This is a genomic window from Cellulomonas hominis, assembly GCF_901521055.1.
Classification (GTDB): Bacteria; Actinomycetota; Actinomycetes; order Actinomycetales; family Cellulomonadaceae; genus Cellulomonas; species Cellulomonas endometrii.
In genome coordinates, this window is sequence record NZ_CABEGA010000001.1 from 72,156 (window position 1) to 95,938 (window position 23,783).

Below are 23,783 nucleotides of genomic sequence, written 5' to 3' on the forward strand. Positions count from 1 at the left end.
GGCGTCCGGGCGGGGATCCACCCGGAGCGCCAAGGTTAGCGTCGCCTTACCTTACTCACGGCCAGCGCGGTGGAGAAGCCCGGCTGCCGCGACGCCCCTGGGGACGACGGGGGTGGGCCGTCCTGCCGCCACTAGGCTGGACGGCGTGACGCAGGCATGGGACGACGAGTGGCCGCTGCCCGAGGAGCCGCCGTACGACCCGGCCGACGAGCCGCCGTACGAGCCGGCGTACTCGCGCGCGGCCGCAGCCGCCGGTGACCCGGCCGAGCCGCGCCCCGTCCCCCGCCCGGCGCACTCCACCACCGCCGGCCGCCCCGCCGTCGACGTGCTGCGCGAGGTCTGGGGCTACGACGCGTTCCGCGGCGAGCAGGCGGAGATCATCGACACCGTCGTCGCCGGCGGCGACGCGCTCGTGCTCATGCCCACCGGTGGCGGCAAGTCGCTGTGCTACCAGGTGCCCGCGCTCGTCCGGGAGGGCACCGGGGTCGTCGTCTCGCCGCTGATCGCCCTCATGCAGGACCAGGTCGACGCGCTCTCGGCCCTCGGGGTGCGCGCCGGGTTCCTCAACTCCTCGCAGGACCTCGCCCAGCGCCGGGCGGTCGAGCGGGCCCTGCTCGACGGCGAGCTGGACCTGCTCTACCTCGCGCCGGAGCGCCTGCGCGTCCCGGAGACCCTCGCGCTGCTCGACCGCTGCGCCATCAGCCTGTTCGCGATCGACGAGGCGCACTGCGTGTCGCAGTGGGGGCACGACTTCCGGCCGGACTACCTGGGCCTGTCGGTGCTGCACGAGCGCTGGCCCGGCGTCCCCCGGATCGCGCTCACCGCCACCGCGACCGACGCCACCCGCACCGAGATCGCCCAGCGCCTGGAGCTCACGGACGCCCGGCAGTTCGTCGCGTCCTTCGACCGGCCGAACATCCAGTACCGGATCGTGCCGAAGGCCAGCCCGCGCCAGCAGCTGCTGGACCTGCTGCGCACCGAGCACCCCGGCGACTCCGGCATCGTCTACTGCCTGTCCCGGAGCTCCGTGGAGCAGACCGCCGAGTTCCTCTCCGCCCAGGGCATCACCGCGCTGCCTTACCACGCCGGCCTCGACCGGCAGGTCCGCGCGCGCAACCAGTCCCGGTTCCTGCGCGAGGACGGCCTGGTGATGGTCGCGACCATCGCGTTCGGCATGGGCATCGACAAGCCCGACGTGCGGTTCGTCGCGCACCTCGACCTCCCGAAGTCCGTCGAGGGCTACTACCAGGAGACCGGCCGCGCCGGACGCGACGGGCAGCCGTCGACCGCGTGGCTGGCGTACGGCCTGCAGGACGTCGTGCAGCAGCGCCGGATGATCGACACCTCCGACGGCGACGCCGCCCACCGCCGCCGGCTGTCCGCGCACCTCGACGCGATGCTCGCGCTCTGCGAGACCGTCAGCTGCCGCCGCGTGCAGCTGCTCGCGTACTTCGGGCAGGACGCCGAGCCGTGCGGCAACTGCGACACCTGCCTCACGCCGCCGCAGACCTGGGACGGCACCGTCCCGGCGCAGAAGCTGCTGTCCACCGTCGTCCGCCTCGAGCGCGAGCGCGGCCAGCACTACGGCGCCGGCCACCTCGTCGACATCCTGCTCGGCAAGCACACCCCGCGGATCGACCAGCTCGGGCACGCGTCGCTGCCGGTGTTCGGCATCGGGTCCGACCTGACCGACACCCAGTGGCGCGGCGTCGTGCGGCAGCTGCTCGCCCAGGGGCTGCTCGGCGTCGACTCCGACGGCTACGGGACGCTGCGCCTGACCGAGGCGAGCGCCGCCGTGCTGCGGGGCGAGCACCCCGTCCCCCTGCGGCACGACACCGCCACCCGCTCGGCACGCGGCTCGCGATCGTCCGGCGGTGGACGCCGCGGGGGCGCCGCCGGTGCGGCCGCCGCTGCCGCGGAGCTCGGGGACGACGCCGCGGCGCTGTTCCAGCGGCTCCGCACCTGGCGGGCCGCCGCGGCCAAGGAGCAGGGCGTCCCCGCGTACGTCGTGTTCCACGACGCGACGCTCCGGGACATCGCCGTCGCCCGGCCCGCCGACCTCGACGCGCTGTCACAGGTGAGCGGCGTCGGTGCGGCGAAGCTGGACCGGTACGGCCCCGGGGTCATCGCGACGATCGAGGGCCGCCCGGCGGGCGAGGACGACGTGGAGGCGGCGGGCGCCACCGACGCCTGATGCTCGCCGTCCTGTCCGCGCTCGGCACGATCGCCGTCGTCGTCGCCGCCGGCTGGTTCGTCGGGCGGACCGGTGCGCTCGGCGACGGCGCGCAGCGGGTCCTCGCGGCCACCGCGTTCACCGTCGCGACGCCCGCGCTGCTCATCGACACCCTCGGGCGGGCCGACCTCGGCCTCCTGGTGTCCCGGTCCGCGCTCGTCACGTTCGCCACCACGACCGTCGTCGCGCTGGTCGCCGCGGCGGTGCTCGGGCTGGTCCGCCGCCGGCCCGCGGGCGACCTCGTGGTCGGCGTCCTGGCGTCGTCCTACGTCAACGCCGGCAACATCGGCATCCCGCTGACCGCCTACCTGCTGGGCAGCATCGTCAGCGTGGTGCCCCCGACCCTGTACCAGCAGCTCGTGCTCGGGCCGCTCGCGCTCGTCGTCCTCGACGCCCGCACCCGGCGCGCGCGGGCGGTCGGGGACGCGACCGTCGCCGAGCCGGTCCCCGCCGCCCGGCTCGGCACCCTGCGGTCGGTGCTGCGCCGCACCCTGCGGAACCCGGTGATCATCGGCACGCTCGTCGGCATCGCCCTGGCCGCGCTGCCGTGGACCGTGCCGGACGTCGTGCTCCAGCCGTTCGCGCTGCTCGGTGCCGCCGCGCCGCCGCTCGCGCTGCTGACGTTCGGCATGTCGCTCGCCGTCCCCCGGGTCGGGGCCGAGGCCGCGCCGCGCGGGGACGTGGCGCTCGTGGCGGTGCTCCGCTCCGTGGTGCACCCGGCGCTGGCCATCGGGCTCGGCACGCTGCTCGGGCTGCACGGCGAGGCGCTGCTCGCGGTCGCGGTGGTGTCCGCGCTGCCGACCGCCCAGAACGTGCTGGTCTACGCGATCCAGTACCGGCAGGGCACCGCGCTGGCCCGCGACGCCGGGCTGGTGACCACGGTGCTGGCGATCCCGTCGCTGCTGGTGATCGCCGCGCTGCTGGGCTGACGCCCCGATCAGCCGCGCTACCGGGACCCCGCTGCGGCGTCCGGGGCCGCGGCGTCCGCGGCGGCGGCGTCCGCGGCGGCGGCGTCCGCGGCGGCGGCGTCCGCGGCGGTCACGGCCGCGTCGAGCGCCGCGAGGTACACGTCCAGCGCCTCCCGGCGGATGTTGTGCCCTGCCCCGGCCACCGGCACGTGCGTGAGCAGCCCGCCGGGCGCCGCGCCGAGGACCTCGCCCGCCCGCGCGGCCTGCCGCGGCGTGACGACGCCCCGCCCGGGCTCGGCGGTGAGCAGGGTGACGGGCACCCGGACGCCGGCGAGCGCCTCGACCCAGTCGCGGCCCACCCAGTCGTGCGGCACCTCGGCGAGCCGCGGGTCCAGCTGGCTCTTGGCCTCCGCCCAGCCCAGGACCTCCGCCTCGGACCAGCCGGGGTTGTCGATCCGGCCGCGGGCGGCGATCTGCTCGACCGTGCGCCCGGCGACCTCCGAAATCGCGGGCGCGAGCCACGCGGGACGCCCGCCCACCGGCTCCCGGCCACCGTCCACACCGGTCGCGATCCCGACCACCGTGCCGTCGTCGTGCGCCGTGCCGTCGTCGTTCACCGTGCCGTCGTCGTCCGCCGCGCCGACCGTCCCGCGGTCGTGCCACGCCGGGTCCTCCAGCACCAGCCCCGCGACGAGCTCCGGCGCGACCAGCGCGAGCTCCTGCGCCGTGACCCCGCCCATGGAGTGCCCGACGACCAGCGCGGGCCCGAGGTCCAGCGACCGGAGCGCCAGCGCGGCGTCCGCGGCCAGGGCGGCGATCGTGAACGGCTCGTCGGGCAGCGTGCTCCCGCCGTGGCCGCGGGCGTTCAGCGCGACGACGGTCCGCCCGGTCTCCTCGTACCGGTGCAGCACGGTCGGCCAGCACGCGGCCGAGTCGGTGAGGCCGTGCAGCAGCACGACCGGCACCTGCACGCTCACCGGCGTGCCGTGCCGTCGACGGCGTGCGGCTCGATCGCCGCGATCTCCTCGTCCGTGAGCGGCGCGGCGGTGAGGGCGGCGACGTTGTCCTCCAGCTGCGCGACCGACGACGCGCCGATGATCGCGGACGTGACGCGCTGGTCGCGCAGCACCCACGTGAGCGCGAGCTGCGCCAGGGACTGGCCCCGCGCCTCCGCGATCGCGTTCAGGGCCCGCGCCCGGGCCAGGTAGGTGTCGCTGATCGCGTCGGCCGACAGGAACCGGCTGGTCGCCGCGCGGGAGCCGGCCGGGACGTCGCCGGAGAGGTAGCGGCCGGTCAGCAGGCCCTGCTGCAGCGGGGAGAACACGATCATCCCGACGCCGAGGTCCCCGACGGCGTCGAGCAGCGACTCGGACTCCCCCTCGGCGACCTGCTCGACGTGCCGGTTGAACATCGAGTAGCTGGGCTGGTGGATCAGCAGCGGGGTGCCGAGGTCGGCGAGGATGCGCGCGGCCTCGCGGGTGCGGGACGGCGAGTAGTTCGAGATGCCGGCGTACAGCGCCTTGCCGCTCGTCACGGCGGTGTGCAGGGCGCCCATCGTCTCCTCGAGCGGCACGGACTCGTCCGGGCGGTGCGAGTAGAAGATGTCGACGTAGTCGAGCCCGAGCCGGGTCAGGGACTGGTCGAGGGACGACAGCAGGTACTTGCGGGAGCCGCCGTCGCCGTACGGGCCCGGCCACATGTCGTAGCCCGCCTTGGACGAGATGACGAGCTCGTCGCGGTACGGCCCGAGGTCCTGGACGAGGTGCCGGCCGAAGTTCGCCTCCGCGGAGCCGTACGGCGGGCCGTAGTTGTTCGCCAGGTCGAAGTGCGTGATGCCGAGGTCGAACGCCCGCCGGATGACCGCGCGCTGGGTCTCCATCGGGTTCACGTCGCCGAAGTTGTGCCACAGGCCCAGGGACAGCGCGGGCAGGTCGAGCCCGCTGCGGCCGGTGCGGCGGTACGGCATGCGGTCGTACCGGTCGTCCGCGGCGCGGTACGGGGGCATGGTCAGCATCGAGGTCCTCTCGGGCAGTGCACGGGAGCGCACGGGAGCGCACGGGGTCGTGAGCTGCCCACGCTAACGCCCACCTGGGACATCACCCACCGGCGGTGCCGGTGAGAGGATCGCCCGGTGCTGCACGTCGTCTTCTTCGAGCCCCGCATCCCCGGCAACACCGGCAACGCCATCCGGCTGGCCGCCGCCACCGGGGCGACCCTGCACCTGGTCGAGCCGCTCGGCTTCGTCATGGACGAGCCGCGGCTCAAGCGGGCGGGCCTGGACTACCACGACCTCGCGCACGTCGTCGTGCACCCGGACCTCGACGCGGCGATGACGGCGCTGGCCGGCTCGCGGGTGTTCGCGTTCACCACGCACACCGAGCAGCGGTTCACCGACGTGTCCTACCAGGACGGGGACGCGCTGCTGTTCGGGCCGGAGCCGACGGGGCTGCCGCCGGAGGCCCTGGAGCACCCCGGCGTGACCGCGCGGCTGCGGATCCCCATGCTGCCCGGCCGCCGCTCGCTGAACCTCACCAACGCGGCCGCCACGGCTGTCTACGAGGCGTGGCGGCAGCTAGGCTTCCCAGGCGGTATCTGACAAGTCGCCCGATCGGGTCTCACGTGTCGGACCTCGGCGCGCGAAGCAGCGCGGTCTCCGACATGCTCACGCGGCCCGTCCACAGCAGCCGACCGAGGAGCCCCCCGGTGCCCATCTCGAACCGCAGCGTCCTGCGCCGCAAGTCCGTCGAGCACGCGCTCGCCACGACCGACGACCCGGACCGGTCGCTCCGCCGGGACCTGACCGCGTGGGACCTCGCGGTGCTCGGCGTGGCGGTCGCGGTCGGCGCGGGCATCTTCTCCGTCGGCGCGACGGCAGCCGCCAACTACGCCGGCCCCGGCGTGATCGTCTCGTTCCTCATCGCCTCCGTCGTCTGCGCGCTGGCGATCATGTGCTACGCCGAGTTCGCGTCGACCCTGCCGGTCGCCGGGTCCGCGTACACGTTCTCCTACGCCACCGCCGGTGAGCTCGTCGCGTGGATCATCGGCTGGGACCTCATCCTCGAGATGCTGCTCGCGGCCGCCGTGATCGCGAAGTTCTGGGGCGTGTACCTGTCCGACGCGTTCGGCCTGTTCGGCGTCGACCTGCCCACGACGATCGAGCTCGGCCCGGTCGACCTGGAGTGGGGCCCCGTGCTCGTGGTCGGGGTCTTCACGACGCTGCTCGCCGTCGGCACCAAGCTGAGCACCCGCGTGAACAGCGTGTTCACGATCATCAAGGTCGGCATCACGCTGTTCGTCATCGTCGCCGGGTTCTTCTACGTGCGCGCCGAGAACTACTCGCCGTTCATCCCGCCGTCGCAGCCCGCCGAGTCCGCCTCGGGCCTGCACCAGCCGCTGTTCGCGTTCCTGTCGGGCTTCGAGCCGTCGACCTACGGCGTCATGGGCCTGCTGTCCGGCGCGGCGCTCGTGTTCTTCGCGTTCATCGGCTTCGACGTCGTCGCCACCACGGCCGAGGAGACCAAGAACCCGCAGCGCGCGGTGCCCCGCGGCATCCTCGGCGGCCTGGCGATCGTCACCGTGCTCTACATCCTGGTCACCGTGGTGGTCACCGGCATGGTGTCCTACACCGACCTCGCGGCGTCCGAGTCCCCGTCCCTGACCACCGCGTTCGTGCTGGTCGGCGCCGACTGGGCGGGCAAGGTCATCTCGGTGGGCATCCTCATCGGCCTGACCTCGGTGATCATGGTGCTGCTGCTCGGACTCACGCGGATCGTGTTCGCGATGAGCCGCGACGGGCTCCTCCCCCGCGGCCTGTCCCGCACGTCGGCCAAGTACAAGACGCCGATCCGCCTGCAGGTCGGCACCGGCATCGTGGTGGCGCTGATCGCGGGGCTGTCGAAGGTCGAGCTGCTGGAGGAGATGATCAACATCGGCACGCTGTCGGCGTTCGTGCTGGTCAGCTTCGGCATCCCGATCCTGCGCCGCACCCGCCCCGACCTGACGCGCGGGTTCAAGGTGCCGTGGTCGCCCGCGCTGCCGATCATCTCGGGCGTCGCCTGCCTGTGGCTGATGTCCAACCTCACCACCCTGACCTGGCTGCGGTTCGCCGCCTGGCTCGCCGTCGGCATGATCATCTACGCCGTCTACTCCTACCGGCACTCGCGCATCGGCCGCGGGGAGGCGCCGGACCCGGCGGACGAGCTGCCCGCCCCCGCCGGCGGTCACTGAGGCCCCGACGTGCCGACCGGCCGGCTCGCGGACGCCCCGCGGTTCCACGCCGAGACCCCGGAGCAGTGGCGCGACTGGCTCGCCGCGCACCACGCGACGTCCGACGGCGTGTGGCTGGCCCGGTGGAAGCCCGCGACCGGCCGGCCGACGTTCGGCTACGAGGAGCTCGTGGCCGAGGCGCTGGCCGTCGGCTGGATCGACGGGCAGGCGTGGTCGCCGGACGACGAGGTCACGATGCTGTGGTTCACCCCGCGCCGGCCGGGGAGCGTCTGGTCGCGCCTGAGCAAGGAGCGGGTCGCGCGCCTGGAGGCCTCCGGGCGCATGCAGCCCACCGGGGCGGCGGCCGTCGCGGCGGCGCAGGCGGACGGGTCGTGGACGCTGCTGGACGACGTCGAGGCCCTCGTGGAGCCGGACGACCTCGCTGCGGCGCTCGACGCGCTGCCCGGGGCGCGGGCGCACTGGGACGCGTTCCGGCCGGGCGCCCGCAAGGCGGTGCTGCGCTGGCTCGTGGACGCGCGGCGGCCGGAGACCCGGGCCGCGCGGGTGGCCGAGGCGGCCCGGTCGGCCGCGGAGGGCGTGCCCGCCCGGCGGTGAGGACGGTGACGGGAGCCGCGGTGACGGCGCCTCAGGCCCCGGACGGGTCCGCGGGCCGCTCGGCGTCTCCGACGCGCTCGCGCAGGTCCGCGACGATCCGCGCCTCCGCGTCGTAGTACGCCAGGCCCCAGTCGGCCACCATCGCCGGGTACCGGACCTCCTCGCGGTCCCCCAGCATCTCCCGGACCGCCGCGAGGTCCCGCCGGTGCTCCGCGAGCGCCGTCACGTAGTCGTCGAGCATCGTGCGGACGGTCTCCGGGTCGCTCAGGTGGCCCATGAGCAGCCGCAGGGCGACCGGGTGCTTGAGCACCGGGAAGTCCGCGGGCGTGCCGGTGAGCCAGTCGCGCAGCACCCGCTCGCCGTCGTCGGTGATGACGTACCGGGTGGTGCGCCGCCCGGCGGGAGCCGCCCCGTCCGGCTCGTCCTCGTGCACGGCGGCCACGAGACCCGCGGCGACCAGCCGCGTGACCTCGGAGTACACCTGGCTCATCGCCGGCGCGACCCAGTAGTAGCGCAGCGTCCGGTCCGCGCGCTGCTTGAGCTCGTAGGCCGTGACCGCCGTGTCGGTGCGGCCCGCGAACATGAGCAGGCCGAGCAGCGCGTACCCCGTCGGCGTGAGGGTGCCGGACCCCGGCCGCTCCGCAGATCCACCGGGGAAACCCATTGCCGTCGTCACAGGCGCCAACCTACGCTGGTCTCGACCCTGTTCCTAAAAGGAATAGCCACCGAGCCGGACGAGGGGTGCACGCATGACGACCGCGATCGAGACCGAGGGGCTGGTCAAGCTCTTCAAGGACACCCGTGCCGTGGACGGGATCGACCTCCAGGTGGCCGCGGGCGGCGTGCACGGGTTCCTCGGGCCCAACGGCGCCGGCAAGACCACCACCATCCGGATGCTGGCGACGCTGCTGCGCCCCGATGCCGGGACCGCCCGCGTCCTCGGCCACGACGTCGTGCACGAGGCGGAGGCGGTGCGCAGCAAGGTGGCGCTCACCGGCCAGTTCGCCTCCGTCGACGAGGACCTCACCGGCGTGGAGAACCTGGTCCTGGTGTCCCGGCTGCACGGATACTCGCGCGCCGCCGCCCGGACCCGGGCCGACGAGCTGCTGGACGCGTTCGGGCTGGCCGACGCCGCGGACCGGCAGGTCAAGAAGTTCTCCGGCGGCATGCGGCGGCGCATCGACATCGCCGCGAGCATCGTCGTCACGCCCGAGCTCATCTTCCTCGACGAGCCGACCACCGGGCTCGACCCGCGGAGCCGGAACCAGGTGTGGGACATCGTCCGCGCGATGGTGTCGTCGGGGACCACCGTGCTGCTGACGACGCAGTACCTGGACGAGGCGGACCAGCTCGCCGACCGGATCTCCGTCATCGACTCCGGCCGGGTGATCGCCGAGGGGACGCCCGGGCAGCTGAAGGGGTCGGTCGGGGCCAGCGCCCTGCACGTCCGGCTGATCAACCCCGACGACCGCCCCCGCGCCCGCGCGGTCCTGGAGCGCGCGCTCGGCACCGACGTGACGGACGACCCGGACCCGTCGGCCCTGACCGCGACCGTCGACTCGTCCGCGCCGGCCATGCGGGGCATCGCGGCGCTGGAGGCCACCGACATCCCGGTCGCGCAGTTCTCCCTGGGGCAGCCGAGCCTCGACGAGGTGTTCCTGGCCCTGACCGGCCACCCGGCCGAGAGCACCGACGGCGCCGGGTCCGACGACGCCGGCACGACGCAGACGACGCAGACGACGCAGACGACGCAGACGACGCAGGGGGCGGCATGAGCATCGACGACACCCGGTCCGCGACGGCCGGCACCACGACCGGCACCACGACCAGCACCGCGTCGGGGACCCCGGCCAGCACCGCGTCGACCGCCGACGCCGTCGCCGCCGTCCGCGGCGTCCTCGCGTCGGGCACCCGGCCGGAGCGGCCCAGCGGCCTGACCACGTCGCTGACGTTCGGCTGGCGCGCGCTGCTGAAGATCAAGCACGTGCCCGAGCAGCTGTTCGACGTCACCGTGTTCCCGGTGATGATCACGCTGCTGTTCACGTACCTGTTCGGCGGCGCGATCGCCGGCAGCGTCGACGACTACATCCAGTTCCTGCTCCCCGGGATCCTGGTGCAGGGCGTCATCATGATCACGATGTACACCGGCGTCACGCTGAACACCGACATCGAGAAGGGCGTGTTCGACCGGTTCCGGTCCCTGCCGATCTGGCGGCCGTCGGCGCTGGTCGGGATGCTGCTGGGCGACGCCGTCCGGTTCACGATCGCGTCGACCGTCGTGCTCGCGCTCGGCCTGGTCATCGGGTTCCGGCCGGCCGGCGGCCCGGGCGGCGTGGTGGCCGGCGTGGCCCTGCTGCTGCTGTTCGCGTTCTCGTTCGGCTGGATCTGGACGTTCCTCGCCCTGGTGCTGCGCACCCCGAACGCGGTCATGGGCGTGTCGATGATGGTGATCACGCCGCTGACGTTCGGGTCGAACATCTTCGTCGACCCCTCCACCATGCCGAGCTGGCTGCAGGCCTTCGTCGAGGTCAACCCGATCTCGGACCTGGTGACGTCGGTGCGCGGGCTGATGAACGACGTGCCCGTCGGCAGCGAGGTCCTCACCGTGCTGGGCTGGAGCGCCGCGCTCGTGCTGGTGTTCGGACCCCTGACGATGCGGCGCTACGCGCGCTGACCGCCGCACGCCGGGCGGGCCGGGCCGGCTGGTCGTCCGCCCGCACACCCGCCCGCCCGGCGCGGTTACGGTGGACGCCCGTCGTCACCGTCGCCCGAGGAGCCGTCCGTGTTCACCACCCGTCCCGAGATCGTCGGCACGCACGGCATGGTCGGCTCGACGCACTGGCTGGCGAGCGCGGTCGGCATGTCGGTCCTGGAGGCCGGCGGGAACGCGTTCGACGCGGCCGCCGCGGCCGGGTTCACGCTGCAGGTCGTCGAGCCGCACCTGAACGGGCCGGGCGGGGACGCGCCGATCATCGGGCACACCGCGCGGGACGGGCGCACCTTCGTCGTCTGCGGCCAGGGGCCCGCGCCCGCCGGCGCGACCATCGACGCGTACACGGGCCTCGGGCTGGACGTCGTACCGGGGACCGGCCACCTGGCGGCGGTCGTCCCCGGGGCGTTCGGGGCGTGGCTGGACCTGCTGGCCCGGTACGGCACCCTGCCCCTGGCCGACGTGCTGACGCCCGCGATCGGCTACGCCCGCGACGGGTACCCGCTGCTGCCGGCGGCCGTCCGGACCATCCGCACCGTCGGGCAGCTCTTCGCCGAGCACTGGCCGACGTCCGCCGCGGTGTACCTGCCGGACGGGCAGGTCCCGGAGCCCGGCGCCCGGTTCCGGAACCCCGCGCTGGCCGACACCTACACCCGCGTGCTCGCCGACGCCGCGGCCGCCGGGGGCGACCGGCTCGCGCAGATCGAGGCCGCCCGCCGGGCGTTCTACGAGGGGTTCGTCGCCGAGGCGGTGGCCGACTACGTCCGCACGCCGGTGCTGGACTCCTCCGGCGAGGCGCACGCGGGCGTGCTGACCGGTGACGACCTGGCCGGGTGGCGGGCGACCGAGGAGCCGACCGTGTCCGTCGACTTCGCCGGCGTCCAGGTGCACAAGACCGCCGCGTGGGGCCAGGGCCCGGTGCTGCTGCAGCAGCTGCGGCTGCTGGAGGCGCTCGGCGTCGCCGACGCGGAGCCCGGGTCCGCCGACCTGGTGCACACGTCGCTGGAGGTGACCAAGCTCGCGTTCGCCGACCGGGAGGCCTGGTACGGCGACCCCACCGACGGCGACGTGCCGCTCGACGCCCTGCTGTCGCGGGAGTACGCGGCGGAGCGGGCGCGGCTCGTCGGCCCGGACGCCTCCGACGACGTGCGCCCGGGCACCCCCGGCGGGCGCACGCCGCGCCTGTCCGCGGTCTTCGGCGCGCCCGCCACCGACCTCGACGGCGCACCGGTGTGGCCCGGCCGGTACGAGGACGACCTGCCGGCGGGCGCGCCCGCCGCGGGCACCGGCGAGCCGACCCGCGGCCCGAGCGGCCCCGACGCGCTCGCCGTGGACGGGCCCGCCCTCGACGTGCGGCCCTCCGGCGAGACCCGCGGCGACACGTGCCACGTCGACGTCGTCGACCGCTGGGGGAACATGGTCTCCGCGACGCCGTCCGGCGGCTGGCTGCAGAGCTCCCCCGTCGTCCCCGGCCTCGGCTTCGGGCTGTCCACCCGCGCGCAGATGTTCTGGCTCGAGCCCGGGCTGCCGTCGTCGCTCGCCCCGGGCCGCCGGCCCCGCACCACCCTGAGCCCCGGCCTGGTGCTCCGGGACGGCGGCGGGTTCGCGTTCGGCACCCCCGGCGGCGACCAGCAGGACCAGTGGACCGTGCCGTTCCTGCTCCAGCACCTGCTGTTCGGGCAGGACCTGCAGGCGGCGATCGACGCGCCCGCCTGGCACTCGACGCACGTGCCGTCCTCGTTCCACCCCCGCACGAGCATCCGGCGCGGCGTCGAGGCCGAGTCCCGCCTGGGCGCCGACGTGCTGGCCGAGCTCGCCCGGCGCGGCCACGTCGTGCACGACGCCGGCCCGTGGTCGCTGGGCCGGGTCAGCGCCGCGGGCGTCCGCCCCGACGGCCTGCTGCACGCGGCGGCCAACCCCCGCGGCATGCAGGGCTACGCCGCCGGCCGCTGACCCCGGCCCGGCACCGACCCGCGGGTCCCGCACCAGTTCCCGCGCCAGCTCCCGCACCGAGTGGAGCGTTCGGCCCGACACGCCCTGGTGTGTCCGTCCGGACGCTCCACTGCGTGCCCGGACGAGGGGGCCGACGGACGAGGGGGGGCCCGCGGGCGAGAGGCGCGTCACATCCCGCGCGGAACAAGTTGCCCTGCGCAACCGTTGTGATAGTTTGCCTGCTGCAACCAATGAAAGGACCGGCTCCCGTGCCCACCACCCCCGCGTACCGCGCGCTGATCGACGCGATCTCCCGTCTTCAGCGCGTCCAGCGCGAGGCGGCGACCGAGCTGGCGCGCGAGCTCGACTGCCCGCGGGCCGCGATGAGCCTGCTCTGGCTGCTCGACAAGCGGGGCGAGACCGGCATCGGGGACATCGCGCAGCTGCTGCACGTGGACATCTCCGTGGCCAGCCGGCAGGTCAGCACCCTGGTCGGCTCCGGGCTCGCCGAGCGCACCACCCCGGACGGCCCCGGCACCGACCGCCGCGTCCGGACCGTGCGCCTCACCGAGCGCGGCCGGGAGTTCACCGCCGGCACCAGGCGGTCGATGGACGCGCGGGCAGCCGCGGTCTTCAGCGGGTGGACCGTCGAGGACCTCGAGCTCGCGACCGCCCAGATCGAGCGGGTCACCGACACCGTGTCCGGCCTCGTCGGCACCCCGGCCGACGCCGGGCTCGTCGCCACGGCGACCTGACAGACCCCCGGCCCGCAGCACCAGCCGGCACCAGCACGCGTCCCCCGGGCGCGCAGCACCACCACCACGTCCCGCCGACGGCGCCGGGCACCGCACCACAGTCGAAAGCAGAGACACATGACCAGCACCACCCGGGCCGAGAGCCCCGCCGTCGCGAGCGGCGCCGACGCACCCGCGATGACCCACCGGCAGGTGATGGAGTCCCTCTCCGGGATCCTCCTCGGCATGTTCGTGTCCATCCTGGCCACGAGCGTCGTGTCGAGCTCCCTGCCGAAGATCGTCAGCGACCTCGGCGGCTCGCAGTCCTCCTACACGTGGGTCGTCACGGCGACCCTGCTCACCACGACGATCACCACCCCGATCTGGGGCAAGCTCGCCGACCTGGTGAACCGCAAGCTGCTCATCCAGCTGGCGCTCGCGATCTCCGTGATCTCCTCCGCGGCGGCCGGCTTCTCCCAGAACGTCGAGTTCCTGATCGGCATGCGCGCGATCCAGGGCATCGGCGCCGGCGGCCTGACGGCCCTGGCGACGGTCCTGCTCGCGGACATCCTCAGCCCCCGCGAGCGCGGCAAGTACATGGGCCTCATGGGCGGCATCATGGGCATCGGCATGGTCGGCGGCCCGCTGCTCGGCGGCGTCATCACCGACGCGATCTCCTGGCACTGGAACTTCTTCGTCGGTCTGCCGTTCGCGATCGCCGCGATCATCGTGCTCCAGCGCACGCTGCACCTGCCGCGCCTGCCCCGCAAGGTCGTGAAGATCGACTACTGGGGCGCCGCCCTGATCTCCGCCGGCATCGCGACCCTGCTGCTCTGGGTGACGTTCGCGGGCAACAGCTACGACTGGCTCTCCTGGCAGACCGCCGTCATGGTGATCGGCTCGCTGGTGATCCTCGCGGTCGCCTGCGTCGTCGAGACGAAGGTCGCCGACCCGATCATCCCGATGCACCTGTTCAAGAACCGCACCCTCGTCCTGTCCGTCATCGCCAGCGTCGCGGTGGGCGTGGCCATGTTCGGCACCTCGGTGTTCCTCAGCCAGTACATGCAGGTGGCGCGCGGCAAGACGCCGACGCAGTCCGGGCTGCTGACCATCCCGATGATCCTCGGCCTGTTCATCTCGTCGACCATCAGCGGTCGGCTGATCACCAAGTACGGCCGCTACAAGGGCTTCATGGTCGCCGGCGCGGCCACGCTGACCGTCGGCCTGGCGCTCATGGGCACCATCCGGTACGACACGAGCTTCGTCCTGGTCGGCCTGTTCATGTTCGTCATGGGCGCCGGCATGGGCATGCTCATGCAGAACCTCGTGCTCGCCGTGCAGAACACCCTGGACGTCACCGAGGTCGGCTCCGGCACCTCGACCGTCGCGTTCTTCCGCAGCCTCGGCGGCGCGATCGGCGTCTCGGCGCTCGGCGCGGTGCTCGGCTCCCGGATCACGACCCTCGTGACCGACGGCCTGACCGGGATCGGCATCGACCCGTCGGCCCTGGGCGGCGGCACCAGCGCCGTCCCGGACGTCTCCACCCTGCCGGAGCCGATCAAGACGGTCGTCGAGTCGTCCTACGGCGAGGGCATCGCGGACCTGTTCCTCATCGCGGTGCCGCTGGGCGTCATCGCGCTGATCGCGGTGCTGTTCCTCAAGGAGGTGCCGCTCGGCCGCCGCTCCGGCGTGGAGCAGCTGCTCGACCAGGAGCAGACGTCCGAGGCCGCCGTGGCCGAGGCCGGTACCCCCGGCGCCCAGCAGGCGGTGGGCCAGCAGGCCGACGCCGAGCTGACCGAGGACGACCCGGCCCGCGGCACGCTCTCGGAGAGCACGCCGCGCGCCTGACGCGTCTCGCACCACCCCGCACGACCCGCGCCACCCCAGCGGCGCCCGACCGTCCCCGACGGCCGGGCGCCGCTGTCGTGCGCCGTCCCGTCCCGTGCGCGCGCCGATCGCGTCGTCCCGCGCGCCCGCGTCGTCCACAATGGGCCCGTGGAGACCCCGACCGACGACCCCGTCGCCCGCATCGAGTCCGAACTCGGGCTGCTGCTGCGGCGTGCGCGCGCCTCGTCGGAGCGCCTCGCGCGCCTGGTGCACCCGGACCTGGAGCCGTCGGCGTACCCGCTGCTGGTGCGGATCGAGCGGGAGCCGGGGGTGCGGGCGAGCGAGCTGGCCGAGCACATCGGCGTGGGGCGCGGCACGATGTCGCGCCAGCTGAGCCGGCTCGAGCAGCTGGCGCTCATCGAGCGGTCCCCGGACCCGGAGGACTCCCGCGGCCAGCTGATCCGGGTCACCGCGGAGGGCGCACGCCGGGTGGACGCCGCCCGCGTGGCCCGCCGCGGCTACCTCGGGTCGGTGCTCGACGGGTGGTCGGACGACGAGCAGGCGCTGCTGGCCGAGCAGCTGCACCGGCTCAACGAGGCGATCGCCGCGTCACCGGCCCGCCCGCAGGAGGACTGAGCCGCCCGTCAGCGGCCTCGGCGCGTCAGAGCGCCCAGGTGAGCGCCCAGGTGGTCCGGCGGCGCGCCACCGCGGCGACGGCGTCCACGCGGCCGGTCGACCAGCGCGCGGCCATGGCCGTGAACACGTCGGGGACGGTGCCGTCGGCGATCACGAGCGCGTCGAACGGCGAGGGGTCGCGGACCTCGACCGGCCCGTGCACCACCAGGACGCCGCGCACGGCGACCGTCGACCCGACCGCGGTGCGCAGCAGCGACCCGGCGCGCGCGGCGGTGAGCCGCACGTCCCGCAGGTCCGCCACGCCGTGGCCGTCGACGCACAGGTGCCGGCCGTCGAGCACGAACCGCTCCGGCCCGTCCCCGGCCGGGCGCTCGGCGACGGCGAACGCACCGGGAGGGCCGACCAGCAGGTGCGACACGACGGTGCCCTGCCGCCCGACGGGCACGTCGTGCAGGACGTGCCAGCCGTCGAGCACCAGCCGGTCGAGCCGCTCGCACAGGGTCTCGCGCAGACCGCGGGGCTCCCCCTCCGGGCGCGGGCTGACCAGGTCGTCGGCGCGGTGCCGGCCGCGGGCCGCGGACTCGCGCGGCGCGGGCTCGGGGGCGCCGTCCGCGTCCGGGTCGCCGGGGCGCGCGCGACGCCCGTGGGGCCGGGCCGCGGCGTCCACCGCCGCGGCCGCGGGGGCCGGCGGGTCGGGCAGGACGTCGGCCGTCGCGACCACGAGCTCCGGCACGTCGGCGCGGAGGTACGCCTGCGCGGCGGCGCGCACGGCGTCCTCCAGGCCGGGGCCCTCGAGGGGCAGCGCGTCGGCCTCGACGTCCACCTGACCGGTGGCCAGGTCGACGCTGCCGAGGGGGGCGCCGGTCTCGGCCGTGACGTACAACCGGTCGGCGCCGTAACGGCGCCACCGGCGGACGATCAGGGCCTGCTCCACGTCCGGGATATCGGCACGTCGGGCCCGGCCCTGAAGCATCGGCGCTCCCCTCCCCCACATGGGGGTCAGCCTACGGTCGGCTCGAACGTCAGGCTGACGGAGTTCATGCAGAAACGGTCACCCGTCGGTGTCTGCGGCGCGTCGTCGAAGACGTGCCCCAGGTGCGACCCGCAGCGGGCGCAGAGCACCTCGGTGCGGACCATGCCGAGGCTGCGGTCCTCGATCAGCTCGACCTTGTCGCCGGCGAGCGGCGAGAAGAAGCTCGGCCACCCGCAGTGCGAGTCGAACTTGGTGTCGGAGCGGAACAGCTCGTTGCCGCACGCCCGACAGCGGTAGACGCCCTCGCGCTTCTCGTCGAGCAGCGCGCCGGTCCACGGCCGCTCGGTGCCGGCGAGCCGCAGCACCTGGAACTCGGCCGGGTCCAGCTCGACCCGCCACTCCTGCTCGTCCTTGGTGACCTCGTAGGTCCTCTGCTCCGTCATCGCGGCACTCCTCTCACCCGGGCACCCCGGCCGGTCGGCCGCGGCGGTCCCGCGGCAGCAGAACATCCCCGGGGGGCGCGGTGTTCCGCGGTGCCAGCGTGCCGCGCGCGCGGCCCGGCCGCCACACGCACGACGGGCGGTGCCGGCGCCCGTCGCTCGTGGCGAACGGGTGCCCGCACCGCCCGTCGGCGTGCAGCGTGCGGGGACTACTGGGCCGCGCGGGCCCCGGCGGAGCGACCCTGGCCGCCGCGGTGCCGACGCCGGCCCTGGCCCTCGGCGGAGCCGCCGGAGCGTGCCGGGGCGCCGGAGCGCGCCGGGGCGCCGCCGGTGCGCGAGCCGCCGCGGTCGCCCGCGCCGCTCGTGGGGGCGTCGCCGCCGGAGCTCCACCGGACCATCGAGCCGCCGAGCGCGGGGACGCCCTGGCCGCGGCCACGGCCGCCGGAGCGCGCGCGCCCGCCGCCGTCCGCGGGGCGGGAGCCGCCCTCGGCGGAGCGGGGAGCACCGGCACCGCCACGGCCGCGGGACCCGCCCGCGCCGCCACGGCCGGCACCCGCCGCGCGACCGGCACCCGCGGCACCCGCCGGGCGACCGGCACCGCGACCGCCGCCACCGCCGGCCGGACGCTGCCGTGCCGGGGCCTGGGCGACCGGGGGGGCCGGCGTGACCAGCGGCGCCACGTCGCCGACCAGCGCGGCCACGACGGACGAGCCGGGCGCGACGCGCTGCGGGGTGACGGTGATCTTCGCCTTGCGGGTCAGGTCCCGGACGTCGCCGGCCTGCTCGGGCAGCTGGACGGTGACGACGTCGCCGCCGGAGCCCGCGCGGGCCGTGCGGCCGGAGCGGTGCAGGTACGCCTTGTGCTCGGCCGGCGGGTCGACGTGCACGACGAGCTCGACGTCGTCGACGTGGATGCCGCGGGCCGCGATGTCGGTCGCGACCAGCACCTTCACGGCGCCGCTGGTGAACGCGGCGAGGTTCTTCTCGCGGGCGCCCTGACCGAGGTTGCCCTGCAGGTCGACGGCGGGGATGCCGTCCTGCGTGAGCTGCTTCGCGAGCTTCTTGGCCTGGTGCTTGGTGCGGGTGAACAGCACCCGGCGGCCGGTGCCGGAGGCGAGCTCGCGCACGACCTCCTTCTTGGCGTCCGCGTCGGCGACCGCGAGCACGTGGTGCGTCATGGTCGACACCGGCGCGACCTCGGGGTCCACCGAGTGCGTCAGCGGCTTGTCGAGGTACCGCTTGACCAGCGCGTCGACGCCGTTGTCCAGCGTCGCGGAGAACAGCAGGCGCTGGCCGCCGCGGGGGGTGCGGTCGAGCAGGCGCTTCACGACGGGCAGGAACCCGAGGTCGGCCATGTGGTCGGCCTCGTCCAGCACGGTGATCTCGACGGCGTCGAGCGCGCAGAGGTTCTGCTTGATGAGGTCCTCGAGCCGGCCGGGGCAGGCCACGAGGATGTCGATGCCGGCGTTGAGGGCGGACACCTGGCGGCTCTGCGCGACACCGCCGAAGACGGTGGTGCTGGTGAGGCCGGCGGCGACGGCCAGCGGCTCCACGGTCGCGTGGATCTGGGTCGCGAGCTCACGCGTCGGCGCCAGGATCAGCGCGCGGGGGCGGGCCTTGGCGCGCTGCGGCTTGGAGTCCGCGAGGCGCGCCACGACGGGCAGCGCGAACGCGAGGGTCTTGCCGGAGCCGGTGCGGCCGCGGCCGAGCACGTCGCGGCCGGCGAGCGTGTCGGGCAGCGTCGCGGTCTGGATGGGGAACGGGTCCGTGATGCCGTTGCCCGCGAGGGAGCGTGCGAGGGCGGCGGGAACACCGAGGTCGATGAAGCTGGGCATGTCGAGATCGCCTTTCCGGCGTCGGATGGGGTGCGTCCCGCGGACCCTGCGTACGGGGCGGCGACCGGCGCCGGCGGCTCGGTCAGGCGAGCGTCTGCTGGCGGCGCTGGGCGCCCTGCGTGCGCAGGACGTAGCGGAACAGCTCGTCCGTCTCCCGCGGGGAGGTCTCCGCGAACCGGCAGCCGTAGTGCATGCCAGAGCGCGAGGGCTGGGCACGGACGACGACCGCCTGCAGCCAGAACGCGGCCGACAGCTCGGGGAAGACGAACCTCACCGTGCTGCCGGGGGGCAGCGCGGTCTGACTCATCATACGCATCCCGTGCGCCGAGACGTCGAGGACGGTGAACTTGAGCGGGATCTCCTCGCCCGCACCGGCGCCCTCGCCGGCACCCTCGGGCGCCCCGTCGGCGGCCTCGCCGTCCGCGTCGTCCTCGGCCGCGAGCACCGCGAACCCCTCGCACTCGACCGTCACGGAGACCCGCGCGACGGCCCGCTTCTGCAGGGTCGACAGCAGCTCGACCCCGGTGAACGCGGCGGTGTCGGCGGTGACGCGCGCGCAGTCGCCCTGGTAGACGCACTCGCCGCGGACCTCGTCGAGCACCCGCAGGACGTACGTCTCCCCCTCCGAGACCCCGCGGACGATGTCCTCCGTGCCGACCCAGAGCACGCCGTCCTCGAAGGTGCGGACGTAGCCGCTCAGGACGGTGGCGGCGTCGGTCTCGACGGAGCACAGCGCGAGCTCGTGCATGGGATCCATCCGTGGGGGTGCGGCGGGGGCGGGGCGAGGGCTGCTGGAGGTTACCCCGGTGCCGGTCGCGCGGTCATGACCCGAACGGGTAGTGCCTGACGTGTCGTCGATGACAGGGGTGCCGGCACCCGCTTCCGGACGAACCCGACGAAACGCCCGGAAAGGATGATCTCGCCATATCCGGCATCGCGACCCTACTCTCAGCGCAGGCCGTCGAGCTCCCGGCGGCCTGCTTCCCTGCGAGCACTCGAGGCCCGAGCTGGCAACCGCACACCGCCGCTGGCCCCTGACCCGGTACTTCGCCGTCGTCAGTGTCGTCGCCATGCTCGCGCTCGGCGTCGCGCTCGTGCTCGTCACGTCGAACGTCATGCAGGCGCAGGCGCAGCGGGACGGCATCGCGCTCGCGCGCAGCATCGAGTCCTACGCGTCGCAGTCCGTGCCCGAGCAGGCGTTCACCGTCGGCGTCCTCGGCCCGGCCGAGTCCGCGGTCGTGACCGACCAGGTCGACGGGTTCCGCGAGCTGCGCCGGCTGCGCATCTGGACGGTCGACGGGACGCTGCTCTACGACTCCCAGGCCGACGCCACCGGGTTCCCCGACGGCGACCGGCTCGACGCCGCGACGCGTCAGCGGCAGCCCGTCGCAGAGGTCGTCACGGAGGTCCGCGGCGAGGAGTTCGGCGGCACGGAGACCACCCTGCTCGACGTGTACGTGCCCGTGCAGCACGACGGCGTCGTCGTCGGGGCGGCCGAGGTGATGCTCGACTACCAGGGCACGTCCGACGCGGTGGCCGCCGCGACCCGCACGGTGACGCTCGTGGTCGTCGGCGGGCTGGTGCTGCTGTGGCTGCTGCTGTTCCGCACGGTGTGGAACGCGTCGCGCCGGCTGCAGTCCTCCGCGCTGGAGAACGCGCGGCTCGCCCTGCTGGACTCGCTCACCGGCCTGCCGAACCGGCGCATGCTCGCCGACCGGCTCGAGCGCGCCATCGGCGAGCACCGCGAGACCGGGTCCATCGTCGGGCTCGCGCTGCTCGACATCGACCGCTTCAAGGACATCAACGACTCGCTCGGGCACGACCGCGGGGACGAGCTGCTGCAGCAGGTCGCCGACCGCCTGCGGGGCGACCTGCGCGAGGAGGACGTCGTGGCGCGACTCGGCGGCGACGAGTTCGCGATCCTGCTGCCGGACGTCCGGTCGGTCGCGGACGCCGACGCCGCGGCCCGGCGCGTGCGGCAGCTGTTCGTCCCGCCGTTCATGCTCGGGGAGCTCGCCCTGCACGTCGACACGTCGATCGGCGTGGCGTGCCTGCCGGACCACGCCGACGACGCCTCCTCGCTGATGCGCATGGCCGACGTCGCGATGTACACGGCCAAGACGCACCGCCTGGGGGTGTCCGTGTACTCCCCGGAGGAGGACGACTCCTCCCCCGCACGGCTCGTGCTGCTCGGCGACCTGCACCGGGCGCTGGGCGTCGAGGACGAGCTGGAGCTGCACTACCAGCCGAAGATCGACCTGCGCACCGGACGGACGGTCGGGCTCGAGGCCCTCATGCGCTGGCGGCACCCGACGCGCGGGATGCTGCCGCCCGACCTGTTCGTGCCGCTCGCCGAGCAGTCCGGCCTGATCCACGACCTCACCAGGTACGCGCTGCGCACGTGCGTCGCGCAGCTCGAGCGGTGGCAGGCCATGGGCGAGCCGGTGCCGGTCGCGGTGAACCTGTCGGCGCACGACGTCACGTCGCACGCCGTCGTCGAGGTCATCGAGGGGCTGCTCGCGGCGCACGACGTGCCGTCGTCACTGCTCGAGGTCGAGATCACCGAGACCGCGCTGGTCAGCGACCCGTCCCGCGTCGTGCCGGTGCTGCAGCGGCTCGCGGACCTCGGGGTGCACGTGTCCATCGACGACTTCGGCATCGGCAACACCTCGATCTCCCAGCTGCGGGACCTGCCGGTGCACGGCCTGAAGATCGACCGGCTGTTCGTGGCCGACATGTCCGGCACCGGCCGCGAGGGCTCCGAGGTCATCGTCAAGGCGATGGTCGACCTCGCGCACTCGTTCGGGCTGCAGGTGGTCGCCGAGGGCGTCGAGGACTCCGGGACCGCCGAGGCGCTGCGCCGGCTCACCGTCGACCAGGCCCAGGGCTACCTCTACTCGCCCGCCGTCCCCGCCGACCGGCTGCGCGCCGAGGACCTCCCCCGGCACAACCCGGTGACGACCACCTCCTGACACGTCGTGACACCTCGGCGCGACACGCCGTCATACTCGTCACCCGAGAAACGGGCAGAACGCCTCAAGGTGCGCGACGATCTGACCGATACCACCCGTTAAGACCGCTTCTGACTCACCCGTGAGGACGACCACCTGCGATGGACGAGCTGCTCCGCGAGATGATCACGCCCCCGGCCCCGCGGCGGGACCCCGCCCGCCGGCGCCGGCTGGTCGCCACCGTGGCGATCCTCGGCATGGCCGGGCTGGGCATGACCTCGCTCGTGACCTCCGCGATCTTCACGGACAACGACGACGCGGGCCGCACGGGCATCACCACGGGCTCGGTCGACATCACCGCCGGCGAGGACGCCGCGTTCGTCCTGCCCCCCGGCAGCCTGGCCCCCGGCGACGAGGTCTACAGCCCCGTGACCGTGACGAACGCCGGCTCGCTCGCGCTGGTCTACGGCGTGCAGTACGCGGCCACGAGCGGTGTCGGCGGCCCCCTCGCCGACGCCATCAGCCTCGACCTGTTCGCGGTCCCCGCCGCGTCGTGCTCCGAGGCGGGCCTCGCCGGTGCGACGCCGCTCGGCACCGCGGGACCGGGCCTCGCCGGCGCGCCGACGGAGATCGTCCCGCTCGGCCGGAGCCTGTTCGCCGCGGCCGCCGAGGAGCTGTGCGTCCGCGTGTCGCTCCCGGACACGCTGGACAACACGTACCAGAACAGCACCGCGGACCTCGCGCTGACGTTCGTCGCCGAGCAGGACCCCACCGACCCGCACCGCTGACCGAGCGGAGGCTCTGGTACGCCGATGAGCAGGAGGCCGCCCCCGACGGTCGAGCGCCGGGCTCCGCACGCGGAGCGTCCCCGGCACGCGGCCCAGGAGTCGACGCCCCGGCGCGCCCTGCGGACCGCGCTGTGGACGGTCATCGTCGTCTGCGGGCTCGCGTACGCCGGGTCGCTCGCCGTGCCGCTGTGGTTCCAGGCCAACGGGCAGCGGCTGCTCATCGTCACGTCGGGCTCCATGTCGGGGCCGGAGCAGGGCTCGTTCGACGCGGGCGACGCGGTCGTCATGCGGCGGATCGACGACCCCTCGCAGCTGCGAGTCGGCCAGGTGGCGACGTTCTGGCCCGCCGGCTCCGACCAGCTGGTGACGCACCGCATCGTCGCGCTGAAGAACCTGCCGGTCATGCAGCAGGACGCCGTCACCGGGAAGATGGTCCAGACCGTCGACCCCGAGACCGGCGACCCCCTGACCAGGCCCTACATCTTCACCAAGGGCGACGCGAACGCCGAGCCGGACCCGAACGCCACCCCGCTGGCCCAGGTCCGCGGCATCATCTTGCACGTCTACCCGCGGTGGGGCTGGGTGCTCGACTGGGCCGGCTCGCCGCAGGGGCGGATGGTCATGCTGGTGCCGCCCCTCGCCGCGCTGGCCGCGCTCGAGCTCATGTCCCTGCTCGACGACCGCCGCGCCCGCCGGGCCGCCGGCGAGCACCGTGCAGGCGCCCGCGAACGGCACGACGATGCGCTCCTCCTCGGCTGAGGCGCCCGCGGCCGACGCCGCGGACGGACCCCTGCTGGGCCCCTGGGGCCGGCTGGTGCTCGGCACGCTGCTGGTCGCCGCGGCGCTGCTCGGCCCGGCGGTCGGGTTCGCGTCCGCGCAGTTCGGGGACGCAACGACCGTGACGATCTCGATCACCGTGGCCCCCACGGACCCGGCGCCCACCACCCCGGCCCCCACGGCCACGCTCGAGGAGCCGGCACCGCTCCCCTGAGCGT

Annotated in this window: 22 protein-coding genes; 15 read left to right on the forward strand and 7 right to left on the reverse strand. The window is 74.6% G+C overall.

Annotated features, from left to right (window positions below; genetic code table 11):
• The first annotated feature begins 145 nt into the window (after positions 1-145).
• On the forward strand, positions 146-2,194 hold the full coding sequence (gene recQ, locus KJP73_RS00310; RefSeq protein ID WP_433995133.1) for a DNA helicase RecQ: 2,049 nt from the start codon (positions 146-148) through the stop codon (positions 2,192-2,194).
• Entirely contained in the window at positions 2,194-3,162 is a 969-nt protein-coding gene (locus KJP73_RS00315; RefSeq protein ID WP_213280726.1) for an AEC family transporter, read from the forward strand. Before recQ ends, KJP73_RS00315 begins: the two co-directional genes overlap by 1 nt.
• A gap of 17 nt (positions 3,163-3,179) precedes the next feature.
• Here KJP73_RS00315 and KJP73_RS00320 read toward each other — a convergent pair whose 3' ends face one another.
• Together KJP73_RS00320 and mgrA are read right to left on the reverse strand one after the other, a co-directional pair.
• On the reverse strand, positions 3,180-4,118 hold the full coding sequence (locus KJP73_RS00320) for an alpha/beta fold hydrolase (protein WP_213280727.1): 939 nt from the start codon (positions 4,116-4,118) through the stop codon (positions 3,180-3,182).
• The gene (gene mgrA, locus KJP73_RS00325; RefSeq protein ID WP_213280728.1) at positions 4,115-5,155 is read right to left on the reverse strand and encodes an L-glyceraldehyde 3-phosphate reductase; all 1,041 of its coding nucleotides are present in this window, start codon (positions 5,153-5,155) and stop codon (positions 4,115-4,117) included. The genes KJP73_RS00320 and mgrA overlap by 4 nt, the downstream gene beginning before the upstream one ends.
• Positions 5,156-5,272: 117 nt before the next feature.
• Here mgrA and KJP73_RS00330 point away from each other — a divergent pair, with 117 nt between their 5' ends.
• From KJP73_RS00330 to KJP73_RS00340, 3 genes are all read left to right on the forward strand, one after another.
• Positions 5,273-5,737, forward strand: a complete 465-nt coding sequence (locus KJP73_RS00330) for a tRNA (cytidine(34)-2'-O)-methyltransferase (protein WP_213280729.1) — start codon at positions 5,273-5,275, stop codon at positions 5,735-5,737.
• A 107-nt stretch (positions 5,738-5,844) separates the two neighbouring features.
• Positions 5,845-7,368 carry an APC family permease gene (locus KJP73_RS00335; RefSeq protein WP_249668954.1) on the forward strand — a complete coding sequence of 508 codons (1,524 nt, stop codon included), beginning with the start codon at positions 5,845-5,847 and terminating at the stop codon, positions 7,366-7,368.
• A gap of 9 nt (positions 7,369-7,377) precedes the next feature.
• On the forward strand, positions 7,378-7,962 hold the full coding sequence (locus tag KJP73_RS00340) for a YdeI/OmpD-associated family protein (RefSeq protein ID WP_213280731.1): 585 nt from the start codon (positions 7,378-7,380) through the stop codon (positions 7,960-7,962).
• A 31-nt stretch (positions 7,963-7,993) separates the two neighbouring features.
• Here KJP73_RS00340 and KJP73_RS00345 read toward each other — a convergent pair whose 3' ends face one another.
• Positions 7,994-8,638, reverse strand: a complete 645-nt coding sequence (locus KJP73_RS00345) for a PadR family transcriptional regulator (RefSeq protein WP_213280732.1) — start codon at positions 8,636-8,638, stop codon at positions 7,994-7,996.
• Between the two features lie 73 nt (positions 8,639-8,711).
• Between KJP73_RS00345 and KJP73_RS00350 the strand changes: the two genes are divergently transcribed.
• The 6 genes from KJP73_RS00350 to KJP73_RS00375 all read left to right on the forward strand — a co-directional run bounded on the left by KJP73_RS00350 (position 8,712) and on the right by KJP73_RS00375 (position 15,801).
• Positions 8,712-9,737, forward strand: coding sequence for an ATP-binding cassette domain-containing protein (locus KJP73_RS00350; protein ID WP_213280733.1), 1,026 nt, complete (start codon positions 8,712-8,714; stop codon positions 9,735-9,737).
• Entirely contained in the window at positions 9,734-10,636 is a 903-nt protein-coding gene (locus tag KJP73_RS00355; protein WP_213280734.1) for an ABC transporter permease, read from the forward strand. Before KJP73_RS00350 ends, KJP73_RS00355 begins: the two co-directional genes overlap by 4 nt.
• A gap of 147 nt (positions 10,637-10,783) precedes the next feature.
• Complete coding sequence (locus KJP73_RS00360; RefSeq protein ID WP_213280857.1) at positions 10,784-12,625, forward strand: gamma-glutamyltransferase family protein; 1,842 nt, start codon at positions 10,784-10,786, stop codon at positions 12,623-12,625.
• A 248-nt stretch (positions 12,626-12,873) separates the two neighbouring features.
• Positions 12,874-13,359, forward strand: a complete 486-nt coding sequence (locus KJP73_RS00365; protein WP_213280735.1) for a MarR family winged helix-turn-helix transcriptional regulator — start codon at positions 12,874-12,876, stop codon at positions 13,357-13,359.
• Between the two features lie 117 nt (positions 13,360-13,476).
• On the forward strand, positions 13,477-15,186 hold the full coding sequence (locus KJP73_RS00370) for an MFS transporter (protein ID WP_213280736.1): 1,710 nt from the start codon (positions 13,477-13,479) through the stop codon (positions 15,184-15,186).
• A gap of 147 nt (positions 15,187-15,333) precedes the next feature.
• Positions 15,334-15,801 carry a MarR family winged helix-turn-helix transcriptional regulator gene (locus KJP73_RS00375; protein ID WP_213280737.1) on the forward strand — a complete coding sequence of 156 codons (468 nt, stop codon included), beginning with the start codon at positions 15,334-15,336 and terminating at the stop codon, positions 15,799-15,801.
• Between the two features lie 25 nt (positions 15,802-15,826).
• Here the strand turns inward: KJP73_RS00375 and KJP73_RS00380 are convergent, their stop codons facing one another.
• From KJP73_RS00380 to KJP73_RS00395, 4 genes are all read right to left on the reverse strand, one after another.
• On the reverse strand, positions 15,827-16,735 hold the full coding sequence (locus KJP73_RS00380) for an NERD domain-containing protein (protein WP_249668955.1): 909 nt from the start codon (positions 16,733-16,735) through the stop codon (positions 15,827-15,829).
• Between the two features lie 65 nt (positions 16,736-16,800).
• Complete coding sequence (msrB, locus tag KJP73_RS00385; protein ID WP_213280739.1) at positions 16,801-17,217, reverse strand: peptide-methionine (R)-S-oxide reductase MsrB; 417 nt, start codon at positions 17,215-17,217, stop codon at positions 16,801-16,803.
• A gap of 206 nt (positions 17,218-17,423) precedes the next feature.
• Positions 17,424-19,049: a DEAD/DEAH box helicase gene (locus tag KJP73_RS00390; RefSeq protein ID WP_213280740.1), complete on the reverse strand. Its 1,626-nt coding sequence runs from the start codon at positions 19,047-19,049 to the stop codon at positions 17,424-17,426.
• Between the two features lie 82 nt (positions 19,050-19,131).
• Positions 19,132-19,797: a PilZ domain-containing protein gene (locus KJP73_RS00395; RefSeq protein WP_213280741.1), complete on the reverse strand. Its 666-nt coding sequence runs from the start codon at positions 19,795-19,797 to the stop codon at positions 19,132-19,134.
• Between the two features lie 322 nt (positions 19,798-20,119).
• Here KJP73_RS00395 and KJP73_RS00400 point away from each other — a divergent pair, with 322 nt between their 5' ends.
• From KJP73_RS00400 to KJP73_RS00415, 4 genes are all read left to right on the forward strand, one after another.
• Positions 20,120-22,021, forward strand: a complete 1,902-nt coding sequence (locus KJP73_RS00400) for a putative bifunctional diguanylate cyclase/phosphodiesterase (protein WP_213280742.1) — start codon at positions 20,120-20,122, stop codon at positions 22,019-22,021.
• Between the two features lie 140 nt (positions 22,022-22,161).
• Positions 22,162-22,788: a hypothetical protein gene (locus KJP73_RS00405; RefSeq protein ID WP_213280743.1), complete on the forward strand. Its 627-nt coding sequence runs from the start codon at positions 22,162-22,164 to the stop codon at positions 22,786-22,788.
• A 24-nt stretch (positions 22,789-22,812) separates the two neighbouring features.
• On the forward strand, positions 22,813-23,547 hold the full coding sequence (locus tag KJP73_RS00410; protein WP_213280744.1) for a signal peptidase I: 735 nt from the start codon (positions 22,813-22,815) through the stop codon (positions 23,545-23,547).
• Positions 23,528-23,779, forward strand: a complete 252-nt coding sequence (locus tag KJP73_RS00415) for a hypothetical protein (RefSeq protein ID WP_213280745.1) — start codon at positions 23,528-23,530, stop codon at positions 23,777-23,779. The genes KJP73_RS00410 and KJP73_RS00415 overlap by 20 nt, the downstream gene beginning before the upstream one ends.
• Positions 23,780-23,783: the final 4 nt, after the last annotated feature.

Coding starts and splice junctions, on each gene's coding strand:
- msrB (WP_213280739.1), bottom strand. CDS start 17,217: ATGACGGAGCAGAGGACCTACGAGGTCACCAAGGACGAGCAGGAGTGG.
- mgrA (WP_213280728.1), bottom strand. CDS start 5,155: ATGCTGACCATGCCCCCGTACCGCGCCGCGGACGACCGGTACGACCGC.
- KJP73_RS00395 (WP_213280741.1), bottom strand. CDS start 19,797: ATGCACGAGCTCGCGCTGTGCTCCGTCGAGACCGACGCCGCCACCGTC.
- KJP73_RS00400 (WP_213280742.1), top strand. CDS start 20,120: ATGCTCGCGCTCGGCGTCGCGCTCGTGCTCGTCACGTCGAACGTCATG.
- KJP73_RS00315 (WP_213280726.1), top strand. CDS start 2,194: ATGCTCGCCGTCCTGTCCGCGCTCGGCACGATCGCCGTCGTCGTCGCC.
- KJP73_RS00405 (WP_213280743.1), top strand. CDS start 22,162: ATGGACGAGCTGCTCCGCGAGATGATCACGCCCCCGGCCCCGCGGCGG.
- KJP73_RS00415 (WP_213280745.1), top strand. CDS start 23,528: ATGCGCTCCTCCTCGGCTGAGGCGCCCGCGGCCGACGCCGCGGACGGA.
- KJP73_RS00360 (WP_213280857.1), top strand. CDS start 10,784: ATGGTCGGCTCGACGCACTGGCTGGCGAGCGCGGTCGGCATGTCGGTC.
- KJP73_RS00390 (WP_213280740.1), bottom strand. CDS start 19,049: ATGCCCAGCTTCATCGACCTCGGTGTTCCCGCCGCCCTCGCACGCTCC.
- KJP73_RS00355 (WP_213280734.1), top strand. CDS start 9,734: ATGAGCATCGACGACACCCGGTCCGCGACGGCCGGCACCACGACCGGC.
- KJP73_RS00410 (WP_213280744.1), top strand. CDS start 22,813: ATGAGCAGGAGGCCGCCCCCGACGGTCGAGCGCCGGGCTCCGCACGCG.
- KJP73_RS00350 (WP_213280733.1), top strand. CDS start 8,712: ATGACGACCGCGATCGAGACCGAGGGGCTGGTCAAGCTCTTCAAGGAC.
- KJP73_RS00370 (WP_213280736.1), top strand. CDS start 13,477: ATGACCAGCACCACCCGGGCCGAGAGCCCCGCCGTCGCGAGCGGCGCC.